Here is a 25501-nt window from a genome sequence, read left to right as displayed (position 1 = left end):
TCATCGATCTGCTTAAAAAAACCCTCTTCACAGTTGACTGTTGAAGAGGGTTTTTATTATTAGCTCAGTGGATATAACTACAGCCGGATAGGTTTAATATGCCAAATCTCGTCGGCATATTCTTCAATGGTACGATCTGAAGAGAAGTAACCCATATTGGCAATATTGAGTAACGTCTTGCGCGTCCATTCGTCCGAATGGCGATATAGCGTATCAACCTGCTCCTGAGTATCCACATAGCTGCGATAATCAGCCAATAGCTGGTAGTGATCACCAAAATTAACCAGTGAATCGAACAGGCTGGTATAACGCTTAGGGTCTTCGGGACTAAAGGTGCCCGTCGCCATTTGCGTCAATGCCAGATGCAATTCAGGATCTTCATCGTAATATTTCCGTGGGTTATAACCATTGTTACGCAGCACCTCGACCTGTTCGGTGGTATTGCCGAAGATAAAGATATTCTCCTCACCCACATGTTCGCGGATCTCGACGTTAGCCCCATCCAATGTGCCAATGGTCAGCGCCCCGTTGAGGGCAAACTTCATATTACTGGTACCCGAAGCCTCGGTTCCCGCCAGAGAAATCTGTTCCGATAGGTCAGCCGCCGGAATGATCAACTGCGCCAGACTCACGCTATAGTTTGGAATAAATACTACTTTCAGTAGGTTATTAATCCGAGGGTCATTGTTGATTACCTTCGCTACATCGTTGATCAATCGAATGATTTGCTTAGCATTGTAATACGCTGATGCCGCTTTACCGGCAAAAATTACCACGCGCGGCACCCACTTCTCATTCGGTGCTTCGAGAATACGGTTATAGCGGGTGATAACATGCAACACATTCAGCAATTGTCGTTTGTACTCATGAATACGTTTGATTTGCACATCAAACAACGCGCCCGGATTGACCACAATATTCAATTTTTCAGCAATATAAGCCGCCAGCCGTTTTTTGTTCTCCAGCTTGGCCTTTTGCAATGCCTGCAAGAAGCTGGGGTAATCGAGGTTTTTTTCCAGCTCACTGAGTTGGCTCAGATCAGTCCGCCAATTGTGACCAATACTCTCATCCAATACCGTAGCCAGTGGTCGGTTAGCCAACCCCAGCCAGCGCCGTGGCGTCACCCCATTGGTTTTATTGCAGAAGCGATTAGGGAAAATGTGAGCGAAATCGGCAAACAGTGACTGCACCATGAGTTCAGAGTGCAAAGCAGACACACCGTTAACTTTATGGCTGGCGATCACCGCAAGCCATGCCATACGGACCTTCCGCCCATGGGTTTCATCAATAATAGAGACTCGTGGCAACAGTTCTGGTTCAGACGGATATTGTTCCTGCACCAGTTTGAGGAAGTGATCATTGATATCAAAAATGATTTGCAGATGGCGCGGTAAGATTTTGCCAATCATGTCAATTGGCCAAGTTTCCAGCGCTTCGGTCATCAGCGTGTGATTGGTGTATGAGAACACCTGCTGCACCACGTCCCACGCATCCATCCAATTGAACTTATGTTCGTCGATCAACAGACGCATCATTTCAGGAATGGAAAGGACCGGGTGAGTATCATTGAGATGAATAGCAATCTTATCTGCCAGATTATCGAACGTCTGATGCATGGTCCAGTGGCGGCTGAGGATATCCTGTACCGTCGCCGACACTAAAAAGTACTCTTGTCGCAAACGTAATTCACGGCCGGAATAGGTAGAATCATCGGGATACAACACTCGTGATACGTTTTCTGAATGGTTTTTATCTTCAACCGCAGCAAAGTAATCACCCTGATTGAATTTGCCCAAATTGATTTCATTACTGGCCTGCGCAGACCATAAGCGCAGTGTATTAGTTGCATCCGTATCAAAGCCAGGGATGATTTGATCATAAGCACAGGCGAGGATTTCTTCGGTTTCCAGCCAGCGAGTTTTGCTGCCTTCCTGCTGAATTCGGCCACCGAAGCGCACTTTATAGCGGGTATTATGGCGTGGGAATTCCCAGGCATTACCATATTCCAGCCAGTTATCTGGCGACTCCATCTGTTGGCCATCCACTATTTTCTGGCTGAACATGCCATATTCGTAGCGGATGCCGTAGCCACGGCCCGGTAGTGCCAGTGTTGCCAGTGAGTCCAGAAAACACGCCGCCAGACGGCCTAAGCCACCATTGCCAAGCCCAGGGTCGTTTTCTTCTTGCAACAGCTCTGACAGATTGAGGCCCATCTCATCCAGCGCCTGTTCGATATCTTCATAAATACCCATCGATAACAGTGCATTAGAGAGGGTTCGCCCCAATAAAAACTCCATCGACAGATAGTAAACCTGACGAACGTCTTGTGATAATTGTGCGCGGTTAGAGCGTAGCCAGCGTTCTACCATCCGATCCCGTACCGCAAATAATGTCGCATTCAGCCAATCGTGCTGAGTCGCAATCGAGGGATCTTTGCCGACAATAAACATCAATTTGTAGGCAATCGAGTGTTTCAGCGCATCCACACTGACAACGGGTGAGGTATAACTGAACGGTGATGTCATAGCGGTTTTCCCAATTCGTGGTTACAACAAATCGACAACTAGAGACGCCGATAAAGTGACAGATATTGACCAGCAGCTACTTGCCAACCAAAGTCCAACCCCATTGCATGGCGCTGAACATGACGCCAATGTTTTGGCCGGCTCCACAGAACAAAAGCACGGCGAATTGCCCGCACCAATGCCTGCGCATCGCATTCATCAAACACAAACCCCGAGGCGCTGCCATCCGCCAGATTTTCCAGCGCGCAATCCACCACGGTATCTGCCAACCCGCCCGTATGCCGGACCAGTGGCAAAGTGCCATATTTCAAACCATACAACTGCGTTAACCCACAAGGTTCAAAACGGCTAGGCACCAGAATCACATCCGCACCGGCAATAATTCGGTGAGAAAATGCCTCGTGATAACCAATTTGTACCCCAACCTGGCCGGAATAGTCTGCCGCTGCCGCCAAAAACTCCTCTTGTAGAATGGCATCCCCCGCCCCCAAGACCGCCAGTTGCCCACCTAGTTTCAGTAATTCAGGCAAAGCTTCCAGCACCAAATCCAACCCTTTTTGCTCGGTCAATCTACTGACCACGGCAAAAATAGGTTTCTTATCCGTCACCTCCAACCCCATCGTGGTTTGCAGATGCACTTTATTCACCGCTTTCTGCTGCAGGTTCTCTATGTCATAGCAGGCGTGCAGCAAGGTATCGCTCTGTGGGTCCCAAATGGCGCTATCCACCCCATTGAGGATGCCGGTCAAACGCCCCTGACTGGCTCGTTCTTGCAGCAGCCCTTCCATGCCGTAACCAAAAGCAGGTTGGGTAATTTCTTTGGCATAGGTCGGGCTGACAGTAGTGACATGATCAGCAAAGAACAGCCCAGCTTTCAGATAGGAAATTTGACCGTAGAACTCCAACCCGTACATTTGGAAAAATGCGGCGGGGAGTTGTAACTCAGCCAAATGGTACCCAGCAAATAGCCCCTGATAGGCCAGATTATGGACGGTAAATACTGATCGTGCCGGTCTACCACGCGCCGCCAGATAAGCACAGGCCAGCCCAGCGTGCCAATCATGGGCATGCACCACATCGGGACGCCAGAAACCATCCAGCCCGCAGGCCAGCTCACACGCCATCCATCCCAGCAAGGCAAAGCGGCGATAGTTATCGGCGTAAGCATGCAACGACTGGTCGTGATAAGGGCTGCCAGCGCGGTCATATAACCCCGGAGCATCAATAAGATAGATACCAATGCCCTGATAATGGCCGTAGCGCAGAGAAACCCGTCCGGCAAAGGTGTCTATCTCCCTAACCAGCACGGTGTCTGGTATTCCACGACGCAAATCAGGGAAGCCCGGTAGCATGACCCGAACATCGGCCCCTTCAGCAATTTGTGCGGCAGGTAAAGCGCCAACAACATCAGCCAATCCCCCTGTTTTCAACAAAGGAAATAGCTCAGAACATACGTGTAAGACCCGCATCGTGACTCCTGACACCTATCGGATAAATAAAATAGCCCTATTTGACGTTGACGGCTAATTTCGCCAGCATCGCACGGGTCACTAGCACCACCCCGCCCTCCGAACGATAAAAACGGGCGCTATCTTCATCGGCGTTCTCCCCGATAACCATCCCTTCAGGTATGTGACAGGCGCGATCAATAATGCAGCGGCGTAAACGGCACGAGCGACCAACATTGACATCAGGCAGCAATACCGTGGAATCAATGGTACAGAACGAGTTCACCCGAACCCGAGGGAACAACACCGAATGCACCACTACCGAGCCAGAAACAATACAGCCACCGGAGACCAGCGAGTTCATGGTCATGCCATGGCTACCGGAGCGATCCTGAACAAACTTAGCCGGCGGCAACGGCTCCATATGGGTACGGATTGGCCAGGCACGGTCATACATATCCAGCTCTGGTGTGACCGATGCCAAATCCAGGTTGGCCCGCCAGTAGGCATCCAATGTCCCAACATCACGCCAATAAGGTGGCAATTCGGCATTGGAGGTCACGCAGGAGAGATCAAACGGATGTGCCCAAGCCGCCTTCTGTTCGGTAAGTTTGGGAATCAAATCTTTACCAAAATCATGGGTAGAGCCAGGGGTATTCATATCTTCTTCTAATAACTTGAACAGATAATTGGCATTAAAAATATAGATCCCCATACTGGCTAACGCCATATCAGGCCGTCCAGGCATTGAAGGCGGGTTCGCAGGTTTTTCAAAGAAAGCCGTTATCTGGTAATCCTCGTCCACCTCCATTACCCCAAATTCATTGGCCTCGTTAATGGGTACCGGGATACAAGCAACGGTGCACTCAGCGCCTTTCTCTACGTGGTCGATGAGCATGCGCGAGTAATCCATCTTGTAGATGTGGTCACCGGCCAGAATGACCACATATTCCGCCTCATAGCGGCGGATAATATCCAGGTTTTGATAAACCGCATCCGCAGTACCTTTGTACCAATGCTCGGTGCTCAAACGTTGTTGGGCAGGCAATAAATCAACAAACTCGTTCATCTCCTCGTTGAGGAATGACCAGCCACGTTGAATATGCTGCACCAGAGTATGAGACTGGTACTGGGTGATGACACCGATACGGCGGATACCTGAATTCAGGCAGTTAGATAGCGCAAAATCGATGATACGGAACTTGCCGCCAAAATGTACCGCCGGTTTGGCACGGGTGGCGGTCAAATCTTTCAGACGAGAACCACGACCTCCGGCCAGAATCAGCGCTACAGATTTATTCGGTAATTGTCTGGCTAACATCAATGGGTCTTTATTTTCGAATTTAACCATGGCTGACTCCTTAAGATTTCAGTACGAGCACGCAAATGTCATGCGCGGCTCCGTTCCATACGGTGAATGATTCCATCTGATCTGACGGCCCAAAAGGAGGGATAACCTCCCATTCCCCCGCAGGTAACTGTATTTCACATTCTTGACCAGTGGCGTTAATCACCACCAGCCAGCGCTGAGACAACAGAATTTGCAGCTGTTTCTGGCAGCCATGTTCCCAAGCTGCATCACTCAGCACTTGCCCCTGACTATCCAGCCATTGCACATTGCCATCACCTTCCTGCCACCATGCGTCCTTAATCAGGGCCGGAATTTGCTGGCGTAACCGGATAAGATCGGCGGTAAATGTCATTAATGAACGATCCGCACTGCCCCAGTCGAGCCAGGTGAGGATGTTGTTCTGACAATATGCATTGTTATTACCTTGCTGGCTGTGACCATGCTCGTCACCGGCCAGTAACATTGGCGTTCCCTGCGAGAGTAATAAGCTGGCCAACAATGCCCGCTGACAAGACTTACGCCGTTGCCAGATAGCCTCATCAGCCACCAACCCTTCGCTACCAAAATTATTACTAAGATTGTTATCACTGCCATCACGGTTTTCCTCACCATTGATTTGATTGTGCTTTTGGTTAAAACACAGCAAATCCTGCAAAGTAAAACCATCATGGGCGGTAATTTGATTGATACTGGCGGAAGGCAAACGCCCCCGCTGTTGGAAAAGATTGCTTGAAGCGGCAAAGTGCTGAGCAAATAGTCCCAGCGGTAAGTCATCCCTTAACCAGAAACGGCGCATCGCATCACGATACTGGTCATTCCATTCACTAAAACCGGTAGGGAAGTTACCCAGTTGATAGCCTCCCAGACCAATATCCCAAGGCTCGGCAATCATTTTGCAGGCACGCAGCCGCTCATCGGCAGCCAGCGCGGTAAATAAAGGGGCATGTTGGTCAAAAGCCGGCGTGCGGCCCAGAACGGTACCCAGATCAAAGCGGAAGCCGTCAACATGGCAGCTATCGAGCCAATGATGCAGGCAGTCGATAACCCACTGCATGACATTAGGATGATTAAGCCGCAGCGTATTGCCGCAGCCAGTCATGTTGTCGTATTCACCGTCAGGAGTGAGCCAGTAATAGCTAGCATTGTCGATACCGCGCTGGCACAGGGTTGGGCCAAAAATATCCAATTCGGCGCTGTGATTGAACACCACATCGAGAATCACTTCGATACCCGCTTTATGTAACGCTTTGACCGCATCCCGCAGCTCTCGCAGCGGAGATATGCCGTCACGGCCCGAGGCATAGTCAGGATCAACGGCATAAGGCGCTAGCACGTTATAGCCCCAATAATTACCCAGTCCCATCTTCTGTAAACGAGGTTCATCGACGTGGAATTGCACCGGTAACAACTCCAGTGTGGTAATGCCCATGTCTTGCAAATAGGTAATCATGACGGGATGAGCTAACGCCGCATAGCTACCACGCAGATCAGCCGGAATATCAGGGTGCAGTTTGGTTAAGCCGCGTACATGGGCTTCATAAATCACGGTATTGCCCCAAGGAATAGCCGGTGACTTATCCTCCTGCCAGTCATATTCTTCATGTACCACAATGCACTTAGGTAAGGCGGCAGCACTGTCGCGCTCATCGGGCTGATTAACCCCCCCCTCCAAGCTTGGATCATCCGCCACTTTGCGATCTAATGCATGGGCACCGGGGTCTATCAATAATTTATGTGGGTTAAAACGATGTCCTTGTTGTGGGTCAAATGGCCCGCTGACCCGATAACCATAGCGCTGCCCCGGTTTACCTCCAGGCAGATAACCATGCCAGATATCACCACTGCGGGCGGGCAAGGCAATCCTCAACTCTTGGTTATTGTCATCAAACAGACACAGTTCGACCTGTTCAGCATGGGCTGAAAACAGCGTGAAATTTATCCCAGCCCCATCAAAATGGGCACCAATCGGTGTCGGGGAACCACGGGTAAGGCCAGTCATCCTACCCCTCCCGTAACAGGTAAATAGTCGACAGTGGCGGTAGTGTTAACAACAATGAGTGCGCGTGGTTATGGCTACCGACATGCTGGCTATGGATCCCCCCCTGATTACCCAGATTGCTGCCACGGTAAAACTCAGAGTCAGAATTAAGTACTTCCCGATAATGCCCTGCCTGCGGAATGCCCACACGGTAGTCATAACGCGGCACCGGTGTGAAATTACTGATGGCAATCAGTTCGCCACCATTCGCATCACGGCGCAAGAAAGCAAACACTGAGTTTTCGTGGTCATCTACCACCAGCCATTCAAAGCCATCGGGCTGATAATCCAATTCATAGAGTGGCGCATGTTGTTGATAGCAGTGGTTCAGGTCACGAACAAAACGCTGCACGCCACGGTGCCAGCCATTTTCATCATCCAGTAAATGCCAGTCCAGGCTGGTATCGAAATTCCACTCGCGCCCCTGCGCAAACTCGCAGCCCATAAACAGCAGTTTTTTACCGGGATGCGCCCACATAAACGCGTAATAGGCACGCAGGTTGGCGAATTTCTGCCAGGCATCCCCCGGCATACGATCGAGCACCGAGCGCTTACCGTGCACCACTTCATCGTGGGAGATAGGCAAGATAAAGTTCTCGGTATAGGCGTACAACATCCCGAAAGTCATCAGATTATGGTGGTACTTGCGATGAATCGGATCACACTGCATGTAATTGAGCGTGTCATGCATCCAACCCATATTCCATTTATAGTTAAACCCTAATCCACCGGCATCGGGCGGTAATGTCACGCCAGGAAAATCGGTCGATTCCTCCGCCATCGTCACACCGCCTGGGCGCTCAACGCCGATGGTGTGATTGGTGTAACGCAGGAAAGCAATCGCTTCCAGATTTTCACGCCCGCCATAATAGTTAGGCACCCACTGCCCTTCAGCACGGCTATAATCGCGATAAATCATCGAAGCCACGGCATCAATACGCAATGCATCGATACCAAAACGTTCCATCCAGTAAAACGCATTGCCAGCCAAATAATTACGGACCTCATTACGACCATAGTTATAAATCAGGGTATTCCAATCCTGGTGATAGCCTTCGCGCGGATCGGCATATTCATACAACGAGGTGCCATCAAACTGCATGAGCCCGTGTTCATCACTCGGGAAGTGGCCGGGAACCCAATCAAGGATGACGTTAATCCCCGCGGTATGGAATGCGGCAACAAAATCTTTGAAATCCTGCGGAGTACCAAAGCGGCGGGTCGGTGCATATAACCCGAGCGGCTGATAACCCCAGCTGCCATCAAATGGATGTTCGTTAATCGGCAGCAGCTCGACATGGGTAAACCCCATGTATTTAACGTATTCAACCAATTGCTCAGCCAACTCGCCATAACTGAGCCAATAGTTATTATCGGTATGGCGGCGCCATGAACCGAGATGGACTTCATAGATAGAAACCGGTGAGCGCAAATCATTGGCTTTCTGTCTTGCTGGCGTATTTTGTACCACTTCAGGTAACGGGCTGACCAACGAGGCAGTTTCTGGCCGCATCTGAGCTTCAAATGCATAAGGGTCCGCTTTTAAGCGTACCTGATCATTACTGTCTATTATCTCAAATTTGTACAACTGGCCGGCTTGTACACCGGGCAGGAATAGCTCCCAAATACCATTTTCGCGCCGTAACCGCATCGGGTGGCGGCGACCATCCCAAAAGTTAAACTCCCCCACCACAGACACTCGTTTGGCATTAGGTGCCCAAACGGCAAAACTGACCCCCGCGACTCCATCAAGGCTCATTAAATGCCCGCCCAGACGTTCATAAGGGCGTAGATGGGTGCCTTCGGCCAATAACCAACTGTCAATATCCTGCAATAACGTCCCGAATCGATAAGGATCTTCGATGATTTGGGGACTGTCTTGCCAAGTAACCGCTAATTGATAACGAAACGGGCTTTTACGACGAGGAAGCTTCGCAATGAAAAAACCGCGCGGGTCTTCACTGGTCAACTGAGCAATGTTGCGCCCACTTTCCGTTTCGACCAGCCAGACTTCTTTTGCATCTGGCAGCAAAGCGCATATCTGTAACCCTTGCGCAGTTTGGTGCATACCCAAAATGGAAAAGGGATCGGCATAATGGCCGGAAATAATCTGATTAATCACCTGACGATCGGGAAGTACTGGCATGATTTCTTCCTATGATTAACGGCATGATTTTGAGCCGAATTCTGAACTCTGACAGCAGAACCGACCTTTTCATCATGCAATCCATTTAGCGTTTAAAGAGTGACTAAGGTCAATGATTAACCAATTAGTTGATTTAATGCCCTAATACTCATTTTCTGACAGTAAAAGCTCGTCAGTTAACTTTTCTTACCCAAACTATAAGCATAGTCAAAGGCCGCCAAAAAAATCGGCTTACTATTAATGAAATTTTTTCTCATATGAATTAGCAAAAAAAAACAGTGTTTAAACGGCGTAAGGCGTGCGTGAATGACGTAAAACCCTAAGTTAAGACGTAAAAACAGTGCGGATAACATCGGCCAGTAGAAATGCCCAAAACAGGGAACTGAGCTGACGTTTGCCCATATAAGGCCCTTTTTGCTTAAAAGGGGTGACGGTTAAAACTTTCTGCGGCTAAATGTGGTTACAATAGCGGCAAGAATTAGCATTTGTGGTTATCAATATGGGCGTAAGCCAAGCCGAACTGATTTTCTCCCTGCTACAACAGATGTGTGTGTATCTGGTGATCGCCTATCTGTTAAGTAAAACACCGCTGTTTATTCCGTTAATGCAGGTTACCATTCGGCTGCCCCACAAACTGGTGTGCTATCTCACGTTTTCCATGTTTTGCATCATGGGCACCTATTTTGGTCTGCATATTGAGGACTCCATCGCCAATACCCGTGCTATCGGCGCTGTGTTAGGTGGTGTTTTGGGGGGGCCATCGGTCGGTTTTCTGGTAGGGCTGACGGGTGGGTTGCACCGTTACTCCATGGGTGGGATGACCGCCACCGCCTGTATGTTGTCTACCGTCGCTGAAGGGCTATTGGGTGGCTTCCTCCACAGCTATTTGATACGTAAAAACCGCCTTGACTTGCTGTTCCAGCCGCTGGTGGTTGCAGGCATTACGCTGGTCGCTGAAGTCCTGCAAATGTTAATTATTTTGGCCGTTGCTCGCCCATTCCATGAAGCTGTCGAGTTGGTCGGAAACATTGCCCTGCCGATGATGATCACCAATACCATTGGTGCTGCCATGTTTATGCGTATCTTATTGGACCGGCGGGCTATTTTCGAAAAATACACCACCGCCTTCTCAGCCAAAGCATTACAAATTGCCGCACGGGCGGAGGGGCAACTACGCCATGGTTTTGACCAACAAAACAGTATGCGGGTGGCGCGTATCTTGTATGAGGAACTGGGCGTTGGCGCGGTGGCAATTACCGACCGCGAGAAGCTGCTGGCATTTATCGGTACTGGCGCCGACCATCACCTTGTGGGGAGTGCTATCACCTCAGACCATACCCACCGGGCGATTGAGTTGAATCAGGTGGTTTATGCCGATGGCAATGCCGTCCCTTATACCTGCTCTATTTCACCTAATTGCAAACTGGGTTCCACGTTAGTTATCCCACTACGCGGTGAAGAGCATCGGGTGATTGGCAGCATCAAGCTGTATGAACCAAAAAGTAAATTGTTCTCCAGTATCAACCGCACATTGGGTGAAGGTATTGCTCACCTGCTGTCCGCCCAGATTCTGGCGGGTGAATTTGAACAACAGAAACAGCTATTGGCACAATCAGAAATCAAGCTACTGCACGCGCAAGTAAATCCTCACTTCCTCTTTAACGCACTGAATACCCTGTCAGTAGTAATCCGCCGTAATCCAGACCATGCCCGCAAGCTAGTGCTTTCTTTGTCGACATTTTTCCGTAAGAACCTCAAGCGCAGCCATGATGTGGTCACGCTGAGCGATGAAATTGAACATGTGAATGCTTATCTGGAAATAGAAAAGGCACGTTTTGCCGACCGCCTCTCCGTTGAGATCTCATTACCTGATGAATTGATGGAAGCGCGTTTACCGGCTTTTTCCCTGCAACCCGTGGTCGAAAATGCCATCAAACACGGCATAGCGCAGATGTTCAATAACGGGCGCATCACCTTGCACGGTAAGCTCGAGGGCAATACGTTGATACTGGAAGTGGAAGACAATGCTGGTTTGTATCAACCGCAACCAAACGGCGATGGGCTGGGGATGAATCTGGTAGACCGGCGAATTAAAGTCCGCTATGGCAACGAATATGGTGTCACCGCCCTAAGCGAGGCAGATAAATTCACGCGCATTACACTTAAATTGCCCTTTATCACCGCGAGTGAGGGTTAACAACGGTTAATTACTTACCCGTGCGGGCAATGATACTCACCATATTAAGTACCGCGGCAGAGCGCTCATGCCGCCGCCATGCCAGTGTAATCTTGGTTTTTAGCAAACTATCGTCAATCTCATGATAAGTAACATTATTCGTCTGAATAGTTGTCAGTGAGCGAGGCACGATAGTAAAACCAAAGCCTGCCGACACCATCCCTATGGCAGACACCAACTGGGGGGATTGTTGCCCCAGCTCCGGCTTAAATCCGGCACGGTAGCAAGCGCTGATAATGGTATCAAACAATCCGGGAGCCACTTCGCGAGGGAAAGTAATCAGCTTTTCATGCTGTATCGCTTGCAGATTGATTTGTGGGCAGCGATGCAACTGATGGTTATGGGGCAGTACCAGCAACATATCTTCCTCCACCAGCACCTTACAGGTGAATTCATTACTGGCATCACATGGCTGACGGATAAAAGCCACATCAATGCGTTCGTTATGCAAATCATTCATTAACACCGGCATGGTCTTTTCACTGGGTGACAATATCACCTCAGGATATTTATCCCGATAGGCGTGGAGTAGGCGCAATACCAAGGGCTGGAAGGCTGTCGAGCTGGCAAAACCTACCCGCAACTTACCCGTCTCCCCGCGCGCGATACTTTTAGCTCGCTCTATCGCTTCATCCGTAAGCGTCAATATATGACAGGCATCCACATAGAACGCTTTCCCTGCATCAGTCAGTTCAACACCGCGCGTGAGCCGACGTAGCAGTGGTGTCCCGATCTCCCGCTCTAGCTTTTGAATTTGCTGACTTAGTGGTGGCTGAGAGATACCCAGCTTTTCAGCCGCCCGGGTGAAATGGCGGGCTGAAGCAACCGCAGCAAAATATCGTAGATAACGTAGTTCCATATATTATTGATATCAAAAAAGTGGGATTCCTATATTGGTACTTATGTTCTTTCAGCGTCAACCTTATACGTAAATATAAATATAATTTATGTTACAGGTAAGACGGAGAGAGAGATGACTAAATCAATAACATCGCATTGTTCATGTACTCAAGAGATTGTAAAAAGCTTTATTGCCTATAGAGAAAAGCATTCTGAGTGCATTATTTATCAAACATCACTAATGAGCGCGCTAATTAGTGGGGTTTATGAAGGCCAAATCACCATGGCAGAACTACTGAAACACGGTGATTTTGGATTAGGAACATTTAACAATCTTGATGGTGAATTAGTCGCACTAAACAGTAAAATTTATCAATTACGATCCGATGGCAGCGCCCGTTCAGCACAACCAGAACAGAAGACACCTTTCGCAGTAATGACGTTTTTTCAGCCGACAGAAAAACGCAGTTTCGAACATAAAATAAGCAGAAAGCAGCTCCATAATGTGATTGATGACCTTACCAAAACAGATAATCTGTTTTGTGCTCTGCGTATTGATGGCACCTTCAGCCACGTTGAAACCCGCACCGTTCCCTGCCAACAGCGCCCCTATAAACCCATGCTTGAAGCCATCTCCGAGCAACCGACGTTTGATTTCACCCATCAAAATGGCGTGATCATCGGTTTTCGCAGCCCAGACTATACCCAAGGAATAAATGTTGCTGGCTACCACGAGCATTTTATTACTGACACCCGCAATGGCGGTGGCCATGTGCTCGACTACCAATTGGAAAAGGGTGTTCTGACCTTCGGCACCGTGGCCAAACTGGTAATCGATCTGCCGCAGGAAGCTGATTTTCTCCAGGCCAATCTCTCCCCGCAAAATCTCAATAACGCCATCCGCGCGGTAGAAAGTTAACCGGCGGTAAAACATCAATTAATAGCGGCTAAATCAACCATAGAGGACAACACATCATGACCAATGAAACGCATACTCAGGCTTGGCAGTGCGGGGCTGATCTGGTGGTTAATCATTTAGAGCAGCAAGGTGTAAAGCAGGTGTTCGGTATTCCCGGCGCTAAAATTGATCGAGTATTTAATTCACTGGAAGATTCCAGCATTCAAACGATTGTGGTGCGCCACGAAGCGAATGCGGCTTTCATGGCTGCGGCCATCGGCCGGCTAACCGGTAAAGCAGGCGTTGCATTAGTCACCTCAGGGCCGGGTTGCGCCAACTTAGTCACCGGACTGGCAACAGCAACCTCTGAAGGGGATCCAGTGGTGGCACTGGGCGGCGCGGTAAAACGAGCCGATAGCCTGAAAATAACTCACCAGAGTATGGATACTGTGAGTATTTTTCGCCCGATAACTAAGTTTAGTGCGGAGGTGACGGCCTCTGCGGCGCTGTCAGAAGTCCTGGGTAATGCCTTTAGAACCGCTGAATTTGGTCGGCCGGGCGCGGCCTTTGTTAGCCTGCCGCAAGATATTCTCAACAACCCTGTGACCAGCCAGGCATTGATTCATCAACCATGTCCACACAATGGCGGTGCACCCTTGGATGAGATTACTGCCGTGGCTAAGTTGATTAACAACGCTAAAAATCCCATTTTGCTCCTTGGATTGATGGCCAGTCAGCCGGCAAACGCTCAAGCCATTCGGCGTTTACTTCACCATAGCAAAATACCGGTCACCAGCACCTATCAAGCCGCAGGGGTGGTTGATCAGGCGCACTTTGATCATTTTGCCGGGCGGGTGGGCTTGTTTAATAATCAGGCTGGCGACAAGTTACTACAACAAGCCGATGTGATTATCACCATCGGTTATAGCCCTGTGGAATATGACCCAGCGCTATGGAACAACGGCCAGGCAACACTGATACATCTGGATATTTTACCCGCCGAAATAGATGCAGCCTATCAACCGGAAAAAGAGTTATTGGGCGATATTGCCGCTACCATAGATGCATTAGCCCCCCGGATACATGGCCCGTTAATATTAACATTGGCAACACAGGCGGTATTGGAAGAGCGCTGCCGCCAACGACGAGACTTGGCCCTCCGGGCTGACCATATGAGTGGTTTCGCTATTCATCCGCTGCGTTTAGTCCGGGCAATGCAGGATATTGTTAATAGTGACGTGACCCTATGTGTCGATATGGGGAGCTTTCACATCTGGATTGCCCGCTATCTTTACAGCTTCCGCACCCGTCAAATTTTGATGTCAAACGGTCAACAGACTATGGGTGTTGCACTGCCATGGGCCATTGCCGCCGCACTGGTGAACCCACATCAAAAGGTCGTATCCGTATCAGGTGACGGCGGTTTTATGCAATCAAGTATGGAGCTAGAAACTGCGGTGCGCCTGAAAAGCAATTTACTGCATATTATTTGGGTCGATAACGGTTACAACATGGTGGAAATACAGCAGCAGAAAAAATACCATCGGCCATCGGGAGTTAGCTTTGGCCCGATTGATTTCAAAATGTACGCCGAATCCTTTGGTGCGAAAGGTTTTGCCGTAGAATCTGCTGACGAATTATCCCATAAATTGCATCAAGCTATGGATGTATTAGGCCCGGCAGTCATTGCCATCCCAGTGGATTATTCAGATAACTATCGTTTAATGGAAGAGCTGAATATCAGCCAATTGCTGTAGTGCGAAGCCCGTATCGGGTGGCGTGCAACGTAGTTGCTGACACATCGAGGGATACAAAAAAGCCGTGTTAATCATATAAAAAAACCCTGACCATAAGATCAGGGCTTTATGGTTATTACTCTTAATAACCAATCACATCAAGATGCGCAGCATACGGCGCAATGGCTCTGCCGCGCCCCATAGCAACTGGTCACCTACAGTAAAGGCGGAGAGATACTCCGGCCCCATATTCAATTTACGCAGGCGGCCAACCGGGGTATTCAATGTACCGGTTACCGCAGCCGGAGTCAGTTCACGCATGCTCAGCTCGCGGTCGTTCGGGATAACACGAACCCAGTCATTGTGCGTTGCCAACATTTGCTCAATTTCTGGCAATGGCACGTCTTTTTTCAGTTTCAGCGTAAAGGCTTGGCTATGGCAACGCAGCGCACCGATGCGCACGCACAGACCATCTACTGGAATGACGCTGCTGGTGTTCAGAATTTTGTTAGTTTCAGCCTGGCCTTTCCACTCTTCGCGGCTCTGACCATTATCCAGTTGTTTGTCGATCCACGGGATCAGGCTACCTGCCAGCGGTACACCAAAGTTATCAGTCGGCAAGGTACCACTACGGGTTGCAGCAGTGACCTTACGTTCAATATCCAAAATGGCAGAGGCCGGGTCTTGCAACTCTTTAGCCACGCCAGCATGTAGCATACCCATCTGAGTCAGCAACTCACGCATATGGCGCGCGCCACCACCGGATGCTGCCTGATAAGTGGCAACTGATGCCCACTCAACCAAATTATTAGCAAACAAACCACCCAAAGACATCAGCATCAGGCTAACGGTACAGTTACCCCCCGCAAAGGTCTTGATACCTTTATCTAAACCCTGTTGAATGACACTATGGTTAACCGGATCCAGAATAATAATTGCGTCATCTTGCATACGAAGAGAAGAAGCGGCGTCGATCCAATAGCCTTTCCAGCCGATTTCTCGCAGCTTTGGATAAACTTCGTTGGTATAATCTCCTCCTTGGCAGGTGATGATAATATCCAATGCACTCAGCGCATCAATATCATAAGCATCTTGCAACGTACCTTGCTGGCCGGTAAATGTCGGCGCGGCCTGGCCATGTTGCGAGGTGGAGAAAAAGACCGGGCGAATACCGTCAAAGTCGCGTTCTTCAATCATGCGTTGCATGAGTACTGAGCCGACCATACCGCGCCAGCCGATAAAACCAACATTTTTCATGTTTACTGTCCTGCCTTGGAAGGTGACACCGATTAATGGATGCCTGTCTTGTATAACTGCGCGCTGTAAGGGTACGGCAGACTGACTAAGATAGACCTGATACCACCTTACAAAATATGGACAAAGTGGCAAGTGAATTTATTCGATACCAGAATGATTCAAAGCAATCTTCCTAATATGTGGCTTTGATTGGCGGGAAACGCCAGTCCCTAGAGGTAATAATGACTGAGATGATTGCGGCAACAGTGCTGCTGTTTTTGATTATGGACCCACTGGGAAATCTGCCGATTTTTATGTCGGTACTCAAGCATCTGGAACCTAAGCGGCGGCGAGTCGTATTGATTCGAGAATTGCTCATTGCGCTGATATTAATGCTGATTTTCCTATTCGCTGGCGAGAAGATTCTGGCGTTCCTAAATCTGCGAACTGAAACGGTGTCGATATCGGGTGGTATTATTCTGTTTTTAATCGCAATTAAGATGATTTTCCCCACCCCAGAAAGTAACGTTACCGGGTTATCGGCTGGGGAAGAGCCATTCTTAGTACCACTGGCTATTCCCTTAGTCGCGGGTCCGTCGATTCTGGCAACGCTGATGCTACTGTCGCATCAATATCCTAATCAAATTAGCCATTTAGTGTTGGCGTTGATGATTGCGTGGGGGTTGTCTGCGGCGATTTTGCTGATGTCGAATCTGTTCCTGCGCCTGCTGGGTAATAAAGGCGTCAGTGCGCTGGAACGGTTGATGGGGTTAATTTTGGTGATGCTATCTACGCAGATGTTTTTAGATGGTGTGCGGGCATATTTGACCAAATAGGGTTGGCCTCAGTTGCGCAATCCAAGAGGGGCGCGCCCTCTTGGGTATAAACTCACTTTAGTTACGACTTTTCAGTGCTAATACACAACGCTGCACCACGTTATCAATATCCGCATCAATATCGACGCAGAGAACATCTGGCTCATCTGAACCTGGCTCTTCCAACGCGTCAAACTGGCTTTTCAGCAGATCAGTTGGCATAAAATGGCCGGAGCGGGCTTTTAATCGCTCCATGATGACGTCGAAACTGCCTTTTAGATATATAAACACCATCCCCGGATTACCTTCCCGCAGACGATCACGATAACGGCGCTTCAGCGCTGAGCAGACAATAATACCGGTTTCATTTTTATGATTCAGGCTGTAGGCAGCATCACTCAAACGCTCCAGCCACGGCATACGATCTTCATCATTCAGTGGATGCCCGCTGCCCATCTTCTGAATATTGGCGCGAGGGTGTAGATCGTCACCATCAATAAATTTGGCATGGATTTGGCGGGCTACAGCCTCTCCTACCGTGGTTTTGCCGCTACCCGATACACCCATCACGATAATGCTATGTCCTGCCATAATGTTGATCTCTATCTCAGAATGGGAATTTTACTGCTCTCTATGGTTCCGTATTTTACCATGTTACCGGTATCATGATACCGGTAACAAATGAAGATGTGATTTTTATCACAAAGGCCATCTTCCGACCCTACTGACGATAAAAAGAAGCTGACCGCAAATCATAACAAAAAACGAAATACCCAAAGTTATTGGAGAAATACTATGCCATTAGTCATTGTCGCGGTTGGCGTTGCCATGCTGCTGTTACTGATGATCCGTTTCAAACTGAACGGATTTATCTCGCTGATACTGGTCGCGCTAGCGGTAGGTATCATGCAAGGGATGCCAGTCGATAAAGTCGTCGGCTCAATCAAAGCTGGGGTTGGCGGAACGTTAGGCAGTCTGGCGCTGATTATGGGCTTTGGTGCCATGCTCGGTAAATTACTGGCTGATTGTGGGGGCGCTCAACGAATTGCGACCACGCTGATTGATAAATTTGGCAAAAAATACATTCAGTGGGCGGTCGTGCTGACCGGTTTTACTGTCGGTTTTGCGCTGTTTTATGAAGTGGGTTTTGTGCTATTGCTGCCACTGGTATTCAGTATCGCCGCGTCCGCCCGAATCCCACTGCTGTATGTCGGTGTGCCGATGGCCGCGGCCTTGTCGGTAACCCACGGTTTTCTACCTCCTCACCCCGGCCCAACGGCTATTGCGACCATTTTCCACGCGGATATGGGTAAAACGCTGCTATACGGGACTTTACTGGCAATTCCAACAGTTATTCTGGCCGGCCCGGTGTTTGCGCGCTTTCTAAAAGGAATTGATAAACCAGTACCAGAAGGATTGTATAACCCGAAAACCTTCACCGATGAAGAGATGCCAAGCTTTGGCGTCAGTGTCTCTACAGCGCTGGTTCCAGTGATTTTGATGGCATTACGGGCAGTGGCAGAGATGATTTTGCCAAAAGGCCACCCAGTGCTCTCTTATGCAGAGTTCTTCGGTGATCCGGTGATAGCCACCTTAATCGCTGTATTGATAGCAATTTTCACCTTTGGCTTAAACCGTGGCCGTTCAATGGAAGCGGTGATGGATACGGTAACTGACTCCATTAAAATCATTGCGATGATGTTGTTGGTTATCGGCGGTGGCGGTGCTTTCAAACAGGTTTTAGTTGACAGTGGCGTTGATCATTATATTGCCAATATGATGAATAGCAGCGGCTTATCACCAATTCTGATGGCATGGTCAATCGCAGCCGTACTGCGTATTGCGCTAGGTTCTGCGACAGTAGCGGCCATTACGGCTGGCGGTATTGTAGCGCCGCTCATTGCCACCACCGGTGCCAGCCCTGAATTAATGGTTATTGCCGTCGGTTCGGGTAGCGTGATTTTCTCTCACGTCAACGACCCAGGCTTTTGGTTGTTCAAGGAGTACTTTAACCTGACCATTGTGGAAACCTTTAAGTCATGGTCAGTGCTGGAAACCATTATTTCGGTCTGCGGCCTGGTCGGTTGCCTGTTATTAGCCATGGTGATATAGCATCTGGCAGCAATAGTTATTTAGCTAAACCATTGTGATTTAAATACTGCCGCCGGGGAGGATGGTGAAACCGACATCAACCATCCTCGGCGCTACCGCCTCTCCGCGCAGTTTTGCCAGCAAACGCTCGGCACCAATTTGCCCCATTCTTTCACGCGGGGTAAGCACACTGGCCAGCTTGGGTACCATCGACTGGCCAATATCGTGACCATGGAAACCCGCTATTGCCATATCATAAGGGATAGATAACCCCTGACGCTGACACTCAAATACAGCACCAATTGCCAGGTCATCATTGGTACAAAAAATACTGTCAATCAGTGGATAACTGGCTTGCGCTTCACGCAACAACTCAGCACCTGCCGAATATGACGATGAACGGCTGGTCATCACGCTCATCGGCACCAAACCGGATTCACGCATCGCCTGCTCATAGCCTTGCTGCTTAATGACGGTACGCTCATCCTGACGTGCACCAAAATAGACAACATGGCGATGGCCTTTGGCGATAACTTGCTGCGTCATCTGCCTTGCCGCTTCAAAGTTATTAAAGCCCACAGCCAAATCAATACACGGTGAAATACAATCCATCAGCTCAATGACTGGAATCCCCGCGACCTCAATCATTTTCAATGTACGGGCGGTATGGTGACGTTCGGAGAGGATTAGGCCGTCAATATTATAAGAGAGTAACGAGGTTAACCGTTGCTCCTCACGCTCTTTCTGATAGCCATAGTGCGCTAGCATAGTCTGATAGCCATGCGCATCCGTCACACTCTCAATGCCGCGCAAAACCTCGGCAAAAACCTGGTTGGTCAATGACGGCAACAATACACCGATGGCATGACTGGTCGCGTTGGACAGGATATCGGGGGCGCGGTTGGGGATATAGCCCAGTTCGTCTAATGCCAGCGCGATTTTTTTCTGCAAAAGCGCAGAAACTTGTTCTGGATTACGCAAATACCGGCTGACGGTCATTTTTGTCACCCCAACCATATCGGCGACGTCTTGGAGCACTGGCCTTTTTTTCTTCATTATCAATGAACTGAGGCTGGGTAAATGGGATGCTATTCTAGCAAAGAAAAGGGTATGGCGCGATGCACATACCCTTTTTTACATATACCCGTCATACTTCAAGCTGCATATGCGTTGGCTGCTTTCTTTCACCCGAATCACTTACCTGAGTAAGCTCATCGGGATTCACTCAATTGCCGCCTTCCTGCAACTCGAATTATTAGGGTATGAGATGGTCAAACTTAAACTGGCGGTAAATCAAACAACAAAATTTCACTGTCTTCATCAGCATGAATAGAAAGTGCAGCTTCATCCCAGATAGCGAATGCATCGCTGGCCGCAGCATGATGCCCATTGATAGAGACCTTACCTCGGACTACCTGTATCCAGATGCGGCGCTCTGCTTGAATCTGATAAATGGACTGCTCCTCGCGTTTCAGTGCCCAGCGCCAGAGTGTCATGTCCTGGAATACTTTCAGCGAGCCATCGCGGGCATCCGGTGATAACACCAACTGCCGCCCTTGCGGGATATCAAACATCTGCTGTTCATAACGCGGCTCCAAACCTGTCTTATTGGGGATAATCCAAATCTGGTACAAATGCAGCGGTTGGTCGTCACGGCCATTATATTCTGAATGACGAATACCGGTACCTGCGCTCATAATCTGGAATTCACCGGCATGGATCTGCTCTTTATTACCCATACTGTCTTTGTGCTCGACAGTACCAGACAGCACATAAGTCAGAATTTCCATATCTTTATGCGGATGGGTACCAAACCCCTGACCTGCATCGATCACATCTTCGTTAATCACTCGCAGTGCTGAAAACCCCATAAATTCTGGATCGTAATAATCAGCGAATGAGAAGGTATGCCAACTGTCCAACCAACCGTGATTAGCATGGCCACGTTCTTCTGCTTTGCGTAAATAGATCATGTTCAGTTCTCCTCAACGTTTTCTTTAGTCTAGATGTCGCGGGAGAATATGAAAGCGTAAAAAACTCACTCCTCTGTTCAAAAAATTCGACTGATTAATAAGTTGAAAGACAAATGATTTGAATTTGAAGTAATTAGCGAAAGAAAACGTTGAGAGAACTTGAGATATGACTGCCTACGAACCAATGATGCAGCGAACAAACAGTGCGAAATAGGCAAAAAAAAAGCCAGCACCCGGCTGGCTAAGTAAACACTGGAAGCAATGTGAGCAATGTCGTGCCTTCGTAATGTGAACACCTAAACACTGATGGCCTCATCTGAAAGCACGACAATGATAATCATTATCACTCTCACTTGTAAAGTGTTTTTTCTAACCACTTGCAATATTATTGACTCAGGTAAATAAAACGCTATTTTATTAGGTAATTCAAACAGTAAGAGTAAGGGTATGTTTATGGAAAATGTGCAGATACGCCATGTGGAGTTCACCGACTATCCCGCTTTGCGGCAGTTATTTTCTCATCCACAGGTTTATCGCGACACGTTACAGCTTCCCCTACCTTCTGAAGAGATGTGGGCCAAAAGAATTAAAGATTTTCCCGCCGGGATGCATAGCCTGGTGGCATGTATTGACGAGGAGATCGTTGGGCAATTGACTGTCGAAGCCAACCAACGGGCACGGCGTAAGCATGTCGCCACTTTTGGTATTGCTGTTGATGCAAATTACTGTGGACAAGGCATCGGCAGTGTATTAATGACTGCCATGATTGATTTATGTGATAACTGGTTGAATATACAACGTATTGAGCTAACAGTGTTTGTCGATAATCTGGCGGCTATCGCGCTTTACCGCAAGTTTGGCTTTGAAATTGAAGGTACCAGCCCACGCTTTGCTTTTCGCGAGGGCGAATATATCGATGCGTATCATATGGGGCGAATCAAGATATCCGCCTAATCCTCAGGGGATAGTGTATCAACCTATCCCCTGCCATAACTGAATATGACTAAATGCTCGCGGTTTCTTTAATATAGTGGCGGGCTTTTACTGCATACTCAAATGGATTAGCGATAGCCGGATCCTGCTCTGCCTCTACTACCATCCAGCCCTGATAGCCTTTTTCATCCAGCAATTTAAATACCGGACGGAAATCAATTACCCCATCGCCCGGTACAGTGAACATGCCTTTTTTCACCCCATCGAGGAAACTGAGTTTATTCGCTTTCACATCAGCCACTATTTCATCCCGCACATCTTTTAAATGAACATGATTAATACGCGGCAGGTATTTCTCCAAAATAGCCAGCATCGCCGCCTGGCTGCCCTCAGAAACATAGGCATGACCTGTATCAAAGAGCAGATATACATCGTCGTTAACCATACTCATATAACGATCTATTTCTTCGGTAGTTTGGATCCCCGTCCCCATATGGTGGTGCAAACAGACTTGCATACCTTTGGTTGCCGCAATCTTGGCTAATTCGTTATAACCATCAGCAACTCGCTGCCATTGCACATCAGTGAAGTGTGGTTTTTCTTCAAATACTGCCTTCGTCGTCCCTTGAATGCTCTTACTTTGTTCTGAGCAACCAATCACTTTTGCGCCCATTATATGGAGGAAATTCATATGATTAATAAATTCATCAATGGTCTTGGTCCGCTGGTCATCGGCAAAGAAAGTGCTAAACCATGCATTACAAATCTGCATACCGCGCAGCTCAAGCATAGGTTTAAGTACGTTAGGATCTCGCGGGTATTTACTACCAACCTCGCAACCAGTAAATCCGGCAAGAGCCATTTCACTGATACATTGTTGGAAGGTATTTTCTTTGCCTAAGTCAGGCATATCATCATTGGTCCAGCCAATTGGCGCGATTGCTAACTTCACACGTTCTTTATTCATAATAAACCTCTGCGATACATCCAATTTATAGAGATGAATACAATTAAAATGTGATTAATTGCCCGTCTTTAATGCAGGAAAATATACCTTTGGCGCTTGAAGCTGCGGCGTTGTTCACTGCAACGTCAATAACGTTGGGCTAAGTTTTTATTTAAAATCTTAAAGAGAACTTGCAACTGAGGCCGCCGGGCGACTTTATTTCCCCAACAATTCGCGCTCAATACGTTCGCGAGTAGCCACCGCCTGATGCACCATTTTTTCTGGATAACCAAAAAGAGAAGTCGCAATAATTGACTCACCACCGACTTTAAAGGTGCGATTAGCGAAATCCATATCGCGCAGAGTTTGAAATAAGGCAGAGAAATCGACTTCCCCTTCACCAATACCAACATGTTGATGAATAACCGCATCAACACCTGGTGGATTCACAATATAACGGCAATGCTTGGTGTGATTCATGGTGTCTGCAATCAATACATGAGAAAGGTCAACACCCGCATATTTCAGCATGCTGGCAACGTCTCCTTTGCCCTTATCGTAGAAAAAGGTATGGGGCACGCTATACAGATACTTCACATTATCGCTGCGGAGTGATTTCACTAAATCTGCGGTTTCATTATTTTCTTCACAAAAATCCCACGGATGAGATTGAATCTCTACCCGAATCCCTTCCCGCTCAATAATCGGCAATAACTCTTCCATTGAGCGATACCACATCTCTTCGCAAACTTCTGGCTCATTTGGATCGCCAGAAAGTTCGGTATTAATCACAGAGACACCCATTTCAACTGCAATTTCAATCATTCTCTTCCAGTTGGTCACCGCAGCCTGCCGCCTTGCCTCGAGTGGCCCAGCCCAACGATAAACCACAATAAAGGAAGATATTTGCACCCCGGTTTCTTTTAGTACTTTCTTATATTCAGCAACAACTTCGCGGCCCGCTTTTGGGTGTTTATAAAATGGGTTTAACTGCGGATGCGGTGATTGTTCAATATAGTCATATCCCCATTCTGCCACTTGACGAACCATATTGCTGATACCAAGGCCTTTAATGACATCAACATCAAATGCAATCTTCATCGCTCCCCCGTTTCACGCAAGATACATGCAAGCTTGAGATAAACTCCATTTGCAACAAAAAACCTGACTATGCGGCAGCAGGCTAGCTAGCGCACAGGCAGCAGAGTTTGATGTTATTTATTATAAAAATCAGGTCGTGGCGACAAACTCACAGGAACAATTTCACCGCTATTCTGTGCCGCAATACAGGCATCCGCAGTAACGGCGGCAGCAAAACCATCCCAGGCAGAAGGACCGGTGAGTTTTTCAGCTAAAACGTCATTGATAAATGCTTGTAACTCAACATCATAAGCATCAATAAAGCGGTCTTTCCAATCGGTCAGTATTTCATGCGATAGCCGTGCCTGGCTGCGCATCAGCACGGATGAGGGTTCTGGTAATTTTGCAATACCGGTATCACCTACCACTTCACATTGAATATCATAGCCATATTGACAGTTCACAAAGATTTCAACATCTATACGCGTTCCTTTCGCCGTTTCAAATAACACCACCTGCGGGTCTTTCAGATGCGCTTTAGCGTGTTTGGCTTTACGTGGGAAAACAACCTGAACGGAGACATAATCATCATCCAGCAGCCAGCGCAGTACATCAATCTCATGGATCAATGTGTCAGTAATAGCCATATTGGTGGTGTAATTTTCGCCGACTCTCGGGTTACGGTGAGCACAATGCAGCATCAAGGGTTCACCGATTTCCCCACGAGTAATCACATCTTTCAGTGCGCGATAACCCTGATCATAAGGGCGCATAAACCCAACCTGAACCAAGCGTTTACCCTTGGCGGCTTCAGCCTCTACAATTCGCTTACACCCTTCAGCTGTCACCGCCAACGGCTTTTCACAAAATACATATTTACCCGCAGCGATGGCTGCCAGAACAAACTCTTCGTGACTCGGCCCCCAAGATGTGACTAATACCGCATCCACCTCTTTTGCATTAATCACTTCATGCCCATCGGCATAGATATTCGCCTCAATACCCAGATCACGAATAACTTTAGTGGCATGCTGCTGATTGATATCCGTTACAGCAACCACACGAGCGCCCTGTAAAACTTTACTGCAACGACGAATATGATCCTGGCCGATAGCACCTGTTCCGATGACACCAATATTTAACGACATATTATTTTCCTCATGAAGTTTCGGTTTGCAGGTGATACCTGCTCGTTTTACGACTTCACAT

The 25501-nt window shown here is 48.3% G+C and carries 19 protein-coding genes; 6 read left to right on the top strand and 13 right to left on the bottom strand.

What is annotated here, in order from left to right; all coding sequences use genetic code 11:
* Positions 1-77 precede the first annotated feature (77 nt).
* Genes glgP through glgB form a run of 5 tightly spaced genes read right to left on the bottom strand, consistent with a single transcriptional unit; the run spans position 78 to position 9508 of the window.
* Complete coding sequence (glgP, locus tag V1953_RS00825) at positions 78-2525, bottom strand: glycogen phosphorylase (protein ID WP_083161263.1); 2448 nt, start codon at positions 2523-2525, stop codon at positions 78-80.
* Between the two features lie 38 nt (positions 2526-2563).
* The gene (glgA, locus tag V1953_RS00820; protein ID WP_083161265.1) at positions 2564-3994 is read right to left on the bottom strand and encodes a glycogen synthase GlgA; all 1431 of its coding nucleotides are present in this window, start codon (positions 3992-3994) and stop codon (positions 2564-2566) included.
* A gap of 37 nt (positions 3995-4031) precedes the next feature.
* On the bottom strand, positions 4032-5324 hold the full coding sequence (glgC, locus tag V1953_RS00815; protein WP_083161267.1) for a glucose-1-phosphate adenylyltransferase: 1293 nt from the start codon (positions 5322-5324) through the stop codon (positions 4032-4034).
* A 10-nt stretch (positions 5325-5334) separates the two neighbouring features.
* Positions 5335-7323, bottom strand: a complete 1989-nt coding sequence (gene glgX, locus V1953_RS00810) for a glycogen debranching protein GlgX (protein WP_420073632.1) — start codon at positions 7321-7323, stop codon at positions 5335-5337.
* Between the two features lies 1 nt (position 7324).
* Entirely contained in the window at positions 7325-9508 is a 2184-nt protein-coding gene (gene glgB / locus V1953_RS00805) for a 1,4-alpha-glucan branching protein GlgB (protein ID WP_102970495.1), read from the bottom strand.
* A gap of 499 nt (positions 9509-10007) precedes the next feature.
* On the opposite strand from glgB, the gene V1953_RS00800 reads away from it, so the two are divergent.
* Positions 10008-11705 carry a sensor histidine kinase gene (locus V1953_RS00800; RefSeq protein ID WP_083163957.1) on the top strand — a complete coding sequence of 566 codons (1698 nt, stop codon included), beginning with the start codon at positions 10008-10010 and terminating at the stop codon, positions 11703-11705.
* A gap of 10 nt (positions 11706-11715) precedes the next feature.
* Here V1953_RS00800 and V1953_RS00795 read toward each other — a convergent pair whose 3' ends face one another.
* Complete coding sequence (locus tag V1953_RS00795; protein ID WP_083161269.1) at positions 11716-12603, bottom strand: LysR family transcriptional regulator; 888 nt, start codon at positions 12601-12603, stop codon at positions 11716-11718.
* Positions 12604-12717: 114 nt separating this feature from the next.
* On the opposite strand from V1953_RS00795, the gene budA reads away from it, so the two are divergent.
* Together budA and alsS are read left to right on the top strand one after the other, a co-directional pair.
* The gene (gene budA / locus V1953_RS00790; RefSeq protein WP_083161271.1) at positions 12718-13503 is read left to right on the top strand and encodes an acetolactate decarboxylase; all 786 of its coding nucleotides are present in this window, start codon (positions 12718-12720) and stop codon (positions 13501-13503) included.
* Between the two features lie 56 nt (positions 13504-13559).
* Positions 13560-15239: an acetolactate synthase AlsS gene (gene alsS, locus V1953_RS00785; protein WP_083161273.1), complete on the top strand. Its 1680-nt coding sequence runs from the start codon at positions 13560-13562 to the stop codon at positions 15237-15239.
* Positions 15240-15371: 132 nt separating this feature from the next.
* Here the strand turns inward: alsS and asd are convergent, their stop codons facing one another.
* Positions 15372-16475 carry an aspartate-semialdehyde dehydrogenase gene (asd, locus tag V1953_RS00780; protein WP_083161275.1) on the bottom strand — a complete coding sequence of 368 codons (1104 nt, stop codon included), beginning with the start codon at positions 16473-16475 and terminating at the stop codon, positions 15372-15374.
* Positions 16476-16696: 221 nt separating this feature from the next.
* Between asd and V1953_RS00775 the strand changes: the two genes are divergently transcribed.
* Positions 16697-17290 carry a YhgN family NAAT transporter gene (locus V1953_RS00775; RefSeq protein WP_005186017.1) on the top strand — a complete coding sequence of 198 codons (594 nt, stop codon included), beginning with the start codon at positions 16697-16699 and terminating at the stop codon, positions 17288-17290.
* A 57-nt stretch (positions 17291-17347) separates the two neighbouring features.
* Here V1953_RS00775 and V1953_RS00770 read toward each other — a convergent pair whose 3' ends face one another.
* Positions 17348-17860 carry a gluconokinase gene (locus V1953_RS00770; RefSeq protein ID WP_083161277.1) on the bottom strand — a complete coding sequence of 171 codons (513 nt, stop codon included), beginning with the start codon at positions 17858-17860 and terminating at the stop codon, positions 17348-17350.
* Positions 17861-18064: 204 nt separating this feature from the next.
* Here V1953_RS00770 and gntT point away from each other — a divergent pair, with 204 nt between their 5' ends.
* Positions 18065-19381, top strand: coding sequence for a gluconate transporter (gene gntT, locus V1953_RS00765; RefSeq protein WP_442850568.1), 1317 nt, complete (start codon positions 18065-18067; stop codon positions 19379-19381).
* Between the two features lie 39 nt (positions 19382-19420).
* Here the strand turns inward: gntT and gntR are convergent, their stop codons facing one another.
* Together gntR and V1953_RS00755 are read right to left on the bottom strand one after the other, a co-directional pair.
* On the bottom strand, positions 19421-20416 hold the full coding sequence (gene gntR, locus V1953_RS00760; RefSeq protein ID WP_372560295.1) for a gluconate operon transcriptional repressor GntR: 996 nt from the start codon (positions 20414-20416) through the stop codon (positions 19421-19423).
* 221 nt (positions 20417-20637) lie between these two features.
* Positions 20638-21333 carry a pirin family protein gene (locus V1953_RS00755; RefSeq protein WP_372568482.1) on the bottom strand — a complete coding sequence of 232 codons (696 nt, stop codon included), beginning with the start codon at positions 21331-21333 and terminating at the stop codon, positions 20638-20640.
* A gap of 453 nt (positions 21334-21786) precedes the next feature.
* Between V1953_RS00755 and V1953_RS00750 the strand changes: the two genes are divergently transcribed.
* Positions 21787-22287, top strand: a complete 501-nt coding sequence (locus tag V1953_RS00750; RefSeq protein ID WP_442847461.1) for a GNAT family N-acetyltransferase — start codon at positions 21787-21789, stop codon at positions 22285-22287.
* Between the two features lie 49 nt (positions 22288-22336).
* Here the strand turns inward: V1953_RS00750 and iolE are convergent, their stop codons facing one another.
* The 3 genes from iolE to V1953_RS00735 all read right to left on the bottom strand — a co-directional run bounded on the left by iolE (position 22337) and on the right by V1953_RS00735 (position 25440).
* Complete coding sequence (iolE, locus tag V1953_RS00745) at positions 22337-23233, bottom strand: myo-inosose-2 dehydratase (protein WP_083161287.1); 897 nt, start codon at positions 23231-23233, stop codon at positions 22337-22339.
* A gap of 195 nt (positions 23234-23428) precedes the next feature.
* On the bottom strand, positions 23429-24313 hold the full coding sequence (locus tag V1953_RS00740; protein ID WP_083161289.1) for a sugar phosphate isomerase/epimerase family protein: 885 nt from the start codon (positions 24311-24313) through the stop codon (positions 23429-23431).
* 113 nt (positions 24314-24426) lie between these two features.
* Positions 24427-25440, bottom strand: coding sequence for a Gfo/Idh/MocA family protein (locus V1953_RS00735; RefSeq protein ID WP_442850567.1), 1014 nt, complete (start codon positions 25438-25440; stop codon positions 24427-24429).
* Positions 25441-25501 lie beyond the last annotated feature (61 nt).

The sequence above is a fragment of the Yersinia sp. 2541 StPb PI genome, from assembly GCF_052217145.1.
Lineage (GTDB): Bacteria > Pseudomonadota > Gammaproteobacteria > Enterobacterales > Enterobacteriaceae > Yersinia > Yersinia enterocolitica_E.
Note: the sequence above shows the minus strand (reverse complement) of the source record. Positions and strands in the feature narration are given on the sequence as shown.

Coding starts and splice junctions, on each gene's coding strand:
- asd (WP_083161275.1), bottom strand. CDS start 16,475: ATGAAAAATGTTGGTTTTATCGGCTGGCGCGGTATGGTCGGCTCAGTA.
- iolE (WP_083161287.1), bottom strand. CDS start 23,233: ATGAATAAAGAACGTGTGAAGTTAGCAATCGCGCCAATTGGCTGGACC.
- alsS (WP_083161273.1), top strand. CDS start 13,560: ATGACCAATGAAACGCATACTCAGGCTTGGCAGTGCGGGGCTGATCTG.
- V1953_RS00775 (WP_005186017.1), top strand. CDS start 16,697: ATGACTGAGATGATTGCGGCAACAGTGCTGCTGTTTTTGATTATGGAC.
- gntT (WP_442850568.1), top strand. CDS start 18,065: ATGCCATTAGTCATTGTCGCGGTTGGCGTTGCCATGCTGCTGTTACTG.
- V1953_RS00750 (WP_442847461.1), top strand. CDS start 21,787: ATGGAAAATGTGCAGATACGCCATGTGGAGTTCACCGACTATCCCGCT.
- V1953_RS00795 (WP_083161269.1), bottom strand. CDS start 12,603: ATGGAACTACGTTATCTACGATATTTTGCTGCGGTTGCTTCAGCCCGC.
- glgC (WP_083161267.1), bottom strand. CDS start 5,324: ATGGTTAAATTCGAAAATAAAGACCCATTGATGTTAGCCAGACAATTA.
- gntR (WP_372560295.1), bottom strand. CDS start 20,416: ATGAAGAAAAAAAGGCCAGTGCTCCAAGACGTCGCCGATATGGTTGGG.
- glgP (WP_083161263.1), bottom strand. CDS start 2,525: ATGACATCACCGTTCAGTTATACCTCACCCGTTGTCAGTGTGGATGCG.
- V1953_RS00800 (WP_083163957.1), top strand. CDS start 10,008: ATGGGCGTAAGCCAAGCCGAACTGATTTTCTCCCTGCTACAACAGATG.
- glgX (WP_420073632.1), bottom strand. CDS start 7,323: ATGACTGGCCTTACCCGTGGTTCCCCGACACCGATTGGTGCCCATTTT.
- budA (WP_083161271.1), top strand. CDS start 12,718: ATGACTAAATCAATAACATCGCATTGTTCATGTACTCAAGAGATTGTA.
- V1953_RS00755 (WP_372568482.1), bottom strand. CDS start 21,333: ATGATCTATTTACGCAAAGCAGAAGAACGTGGCCATGCTAATCACGGT.
- V1953_RS00735 (WP_442850567.1), bottom strand. CDS start 25,440: ATGTCGTTAAATATTGGTGTCATCGGAACAGGTGCTATCGGCCAGGAT.
- glgA (WP_083161265.1), bottom strand. CDS start 3,994: ATGCGGGTCTTACACGTATGTTCTGAGCTATTTCCTTTGTTGAAAACA.
- V1953_RS00770 (WP_083161277.1), bottom strand. CDS start 17,860: ATGGCAGGACATAGCATTATCGTGATGGGTGTATCGGGTAGCGGCAAA.
- V1953_RS00740 (WP_083161289.1), bottom strand. CDS start 24,313: ATGAAGATTGCATTTGATGTTGATGTCATTAAAGGCCTTGGTATCAGC.
- glgB (WP_102970495.1), bottom strand. CDS start 9,508: ATGCCAGTACTTCCCGATCGTCAGGTGATTAATCAGATTATTTCCGGC.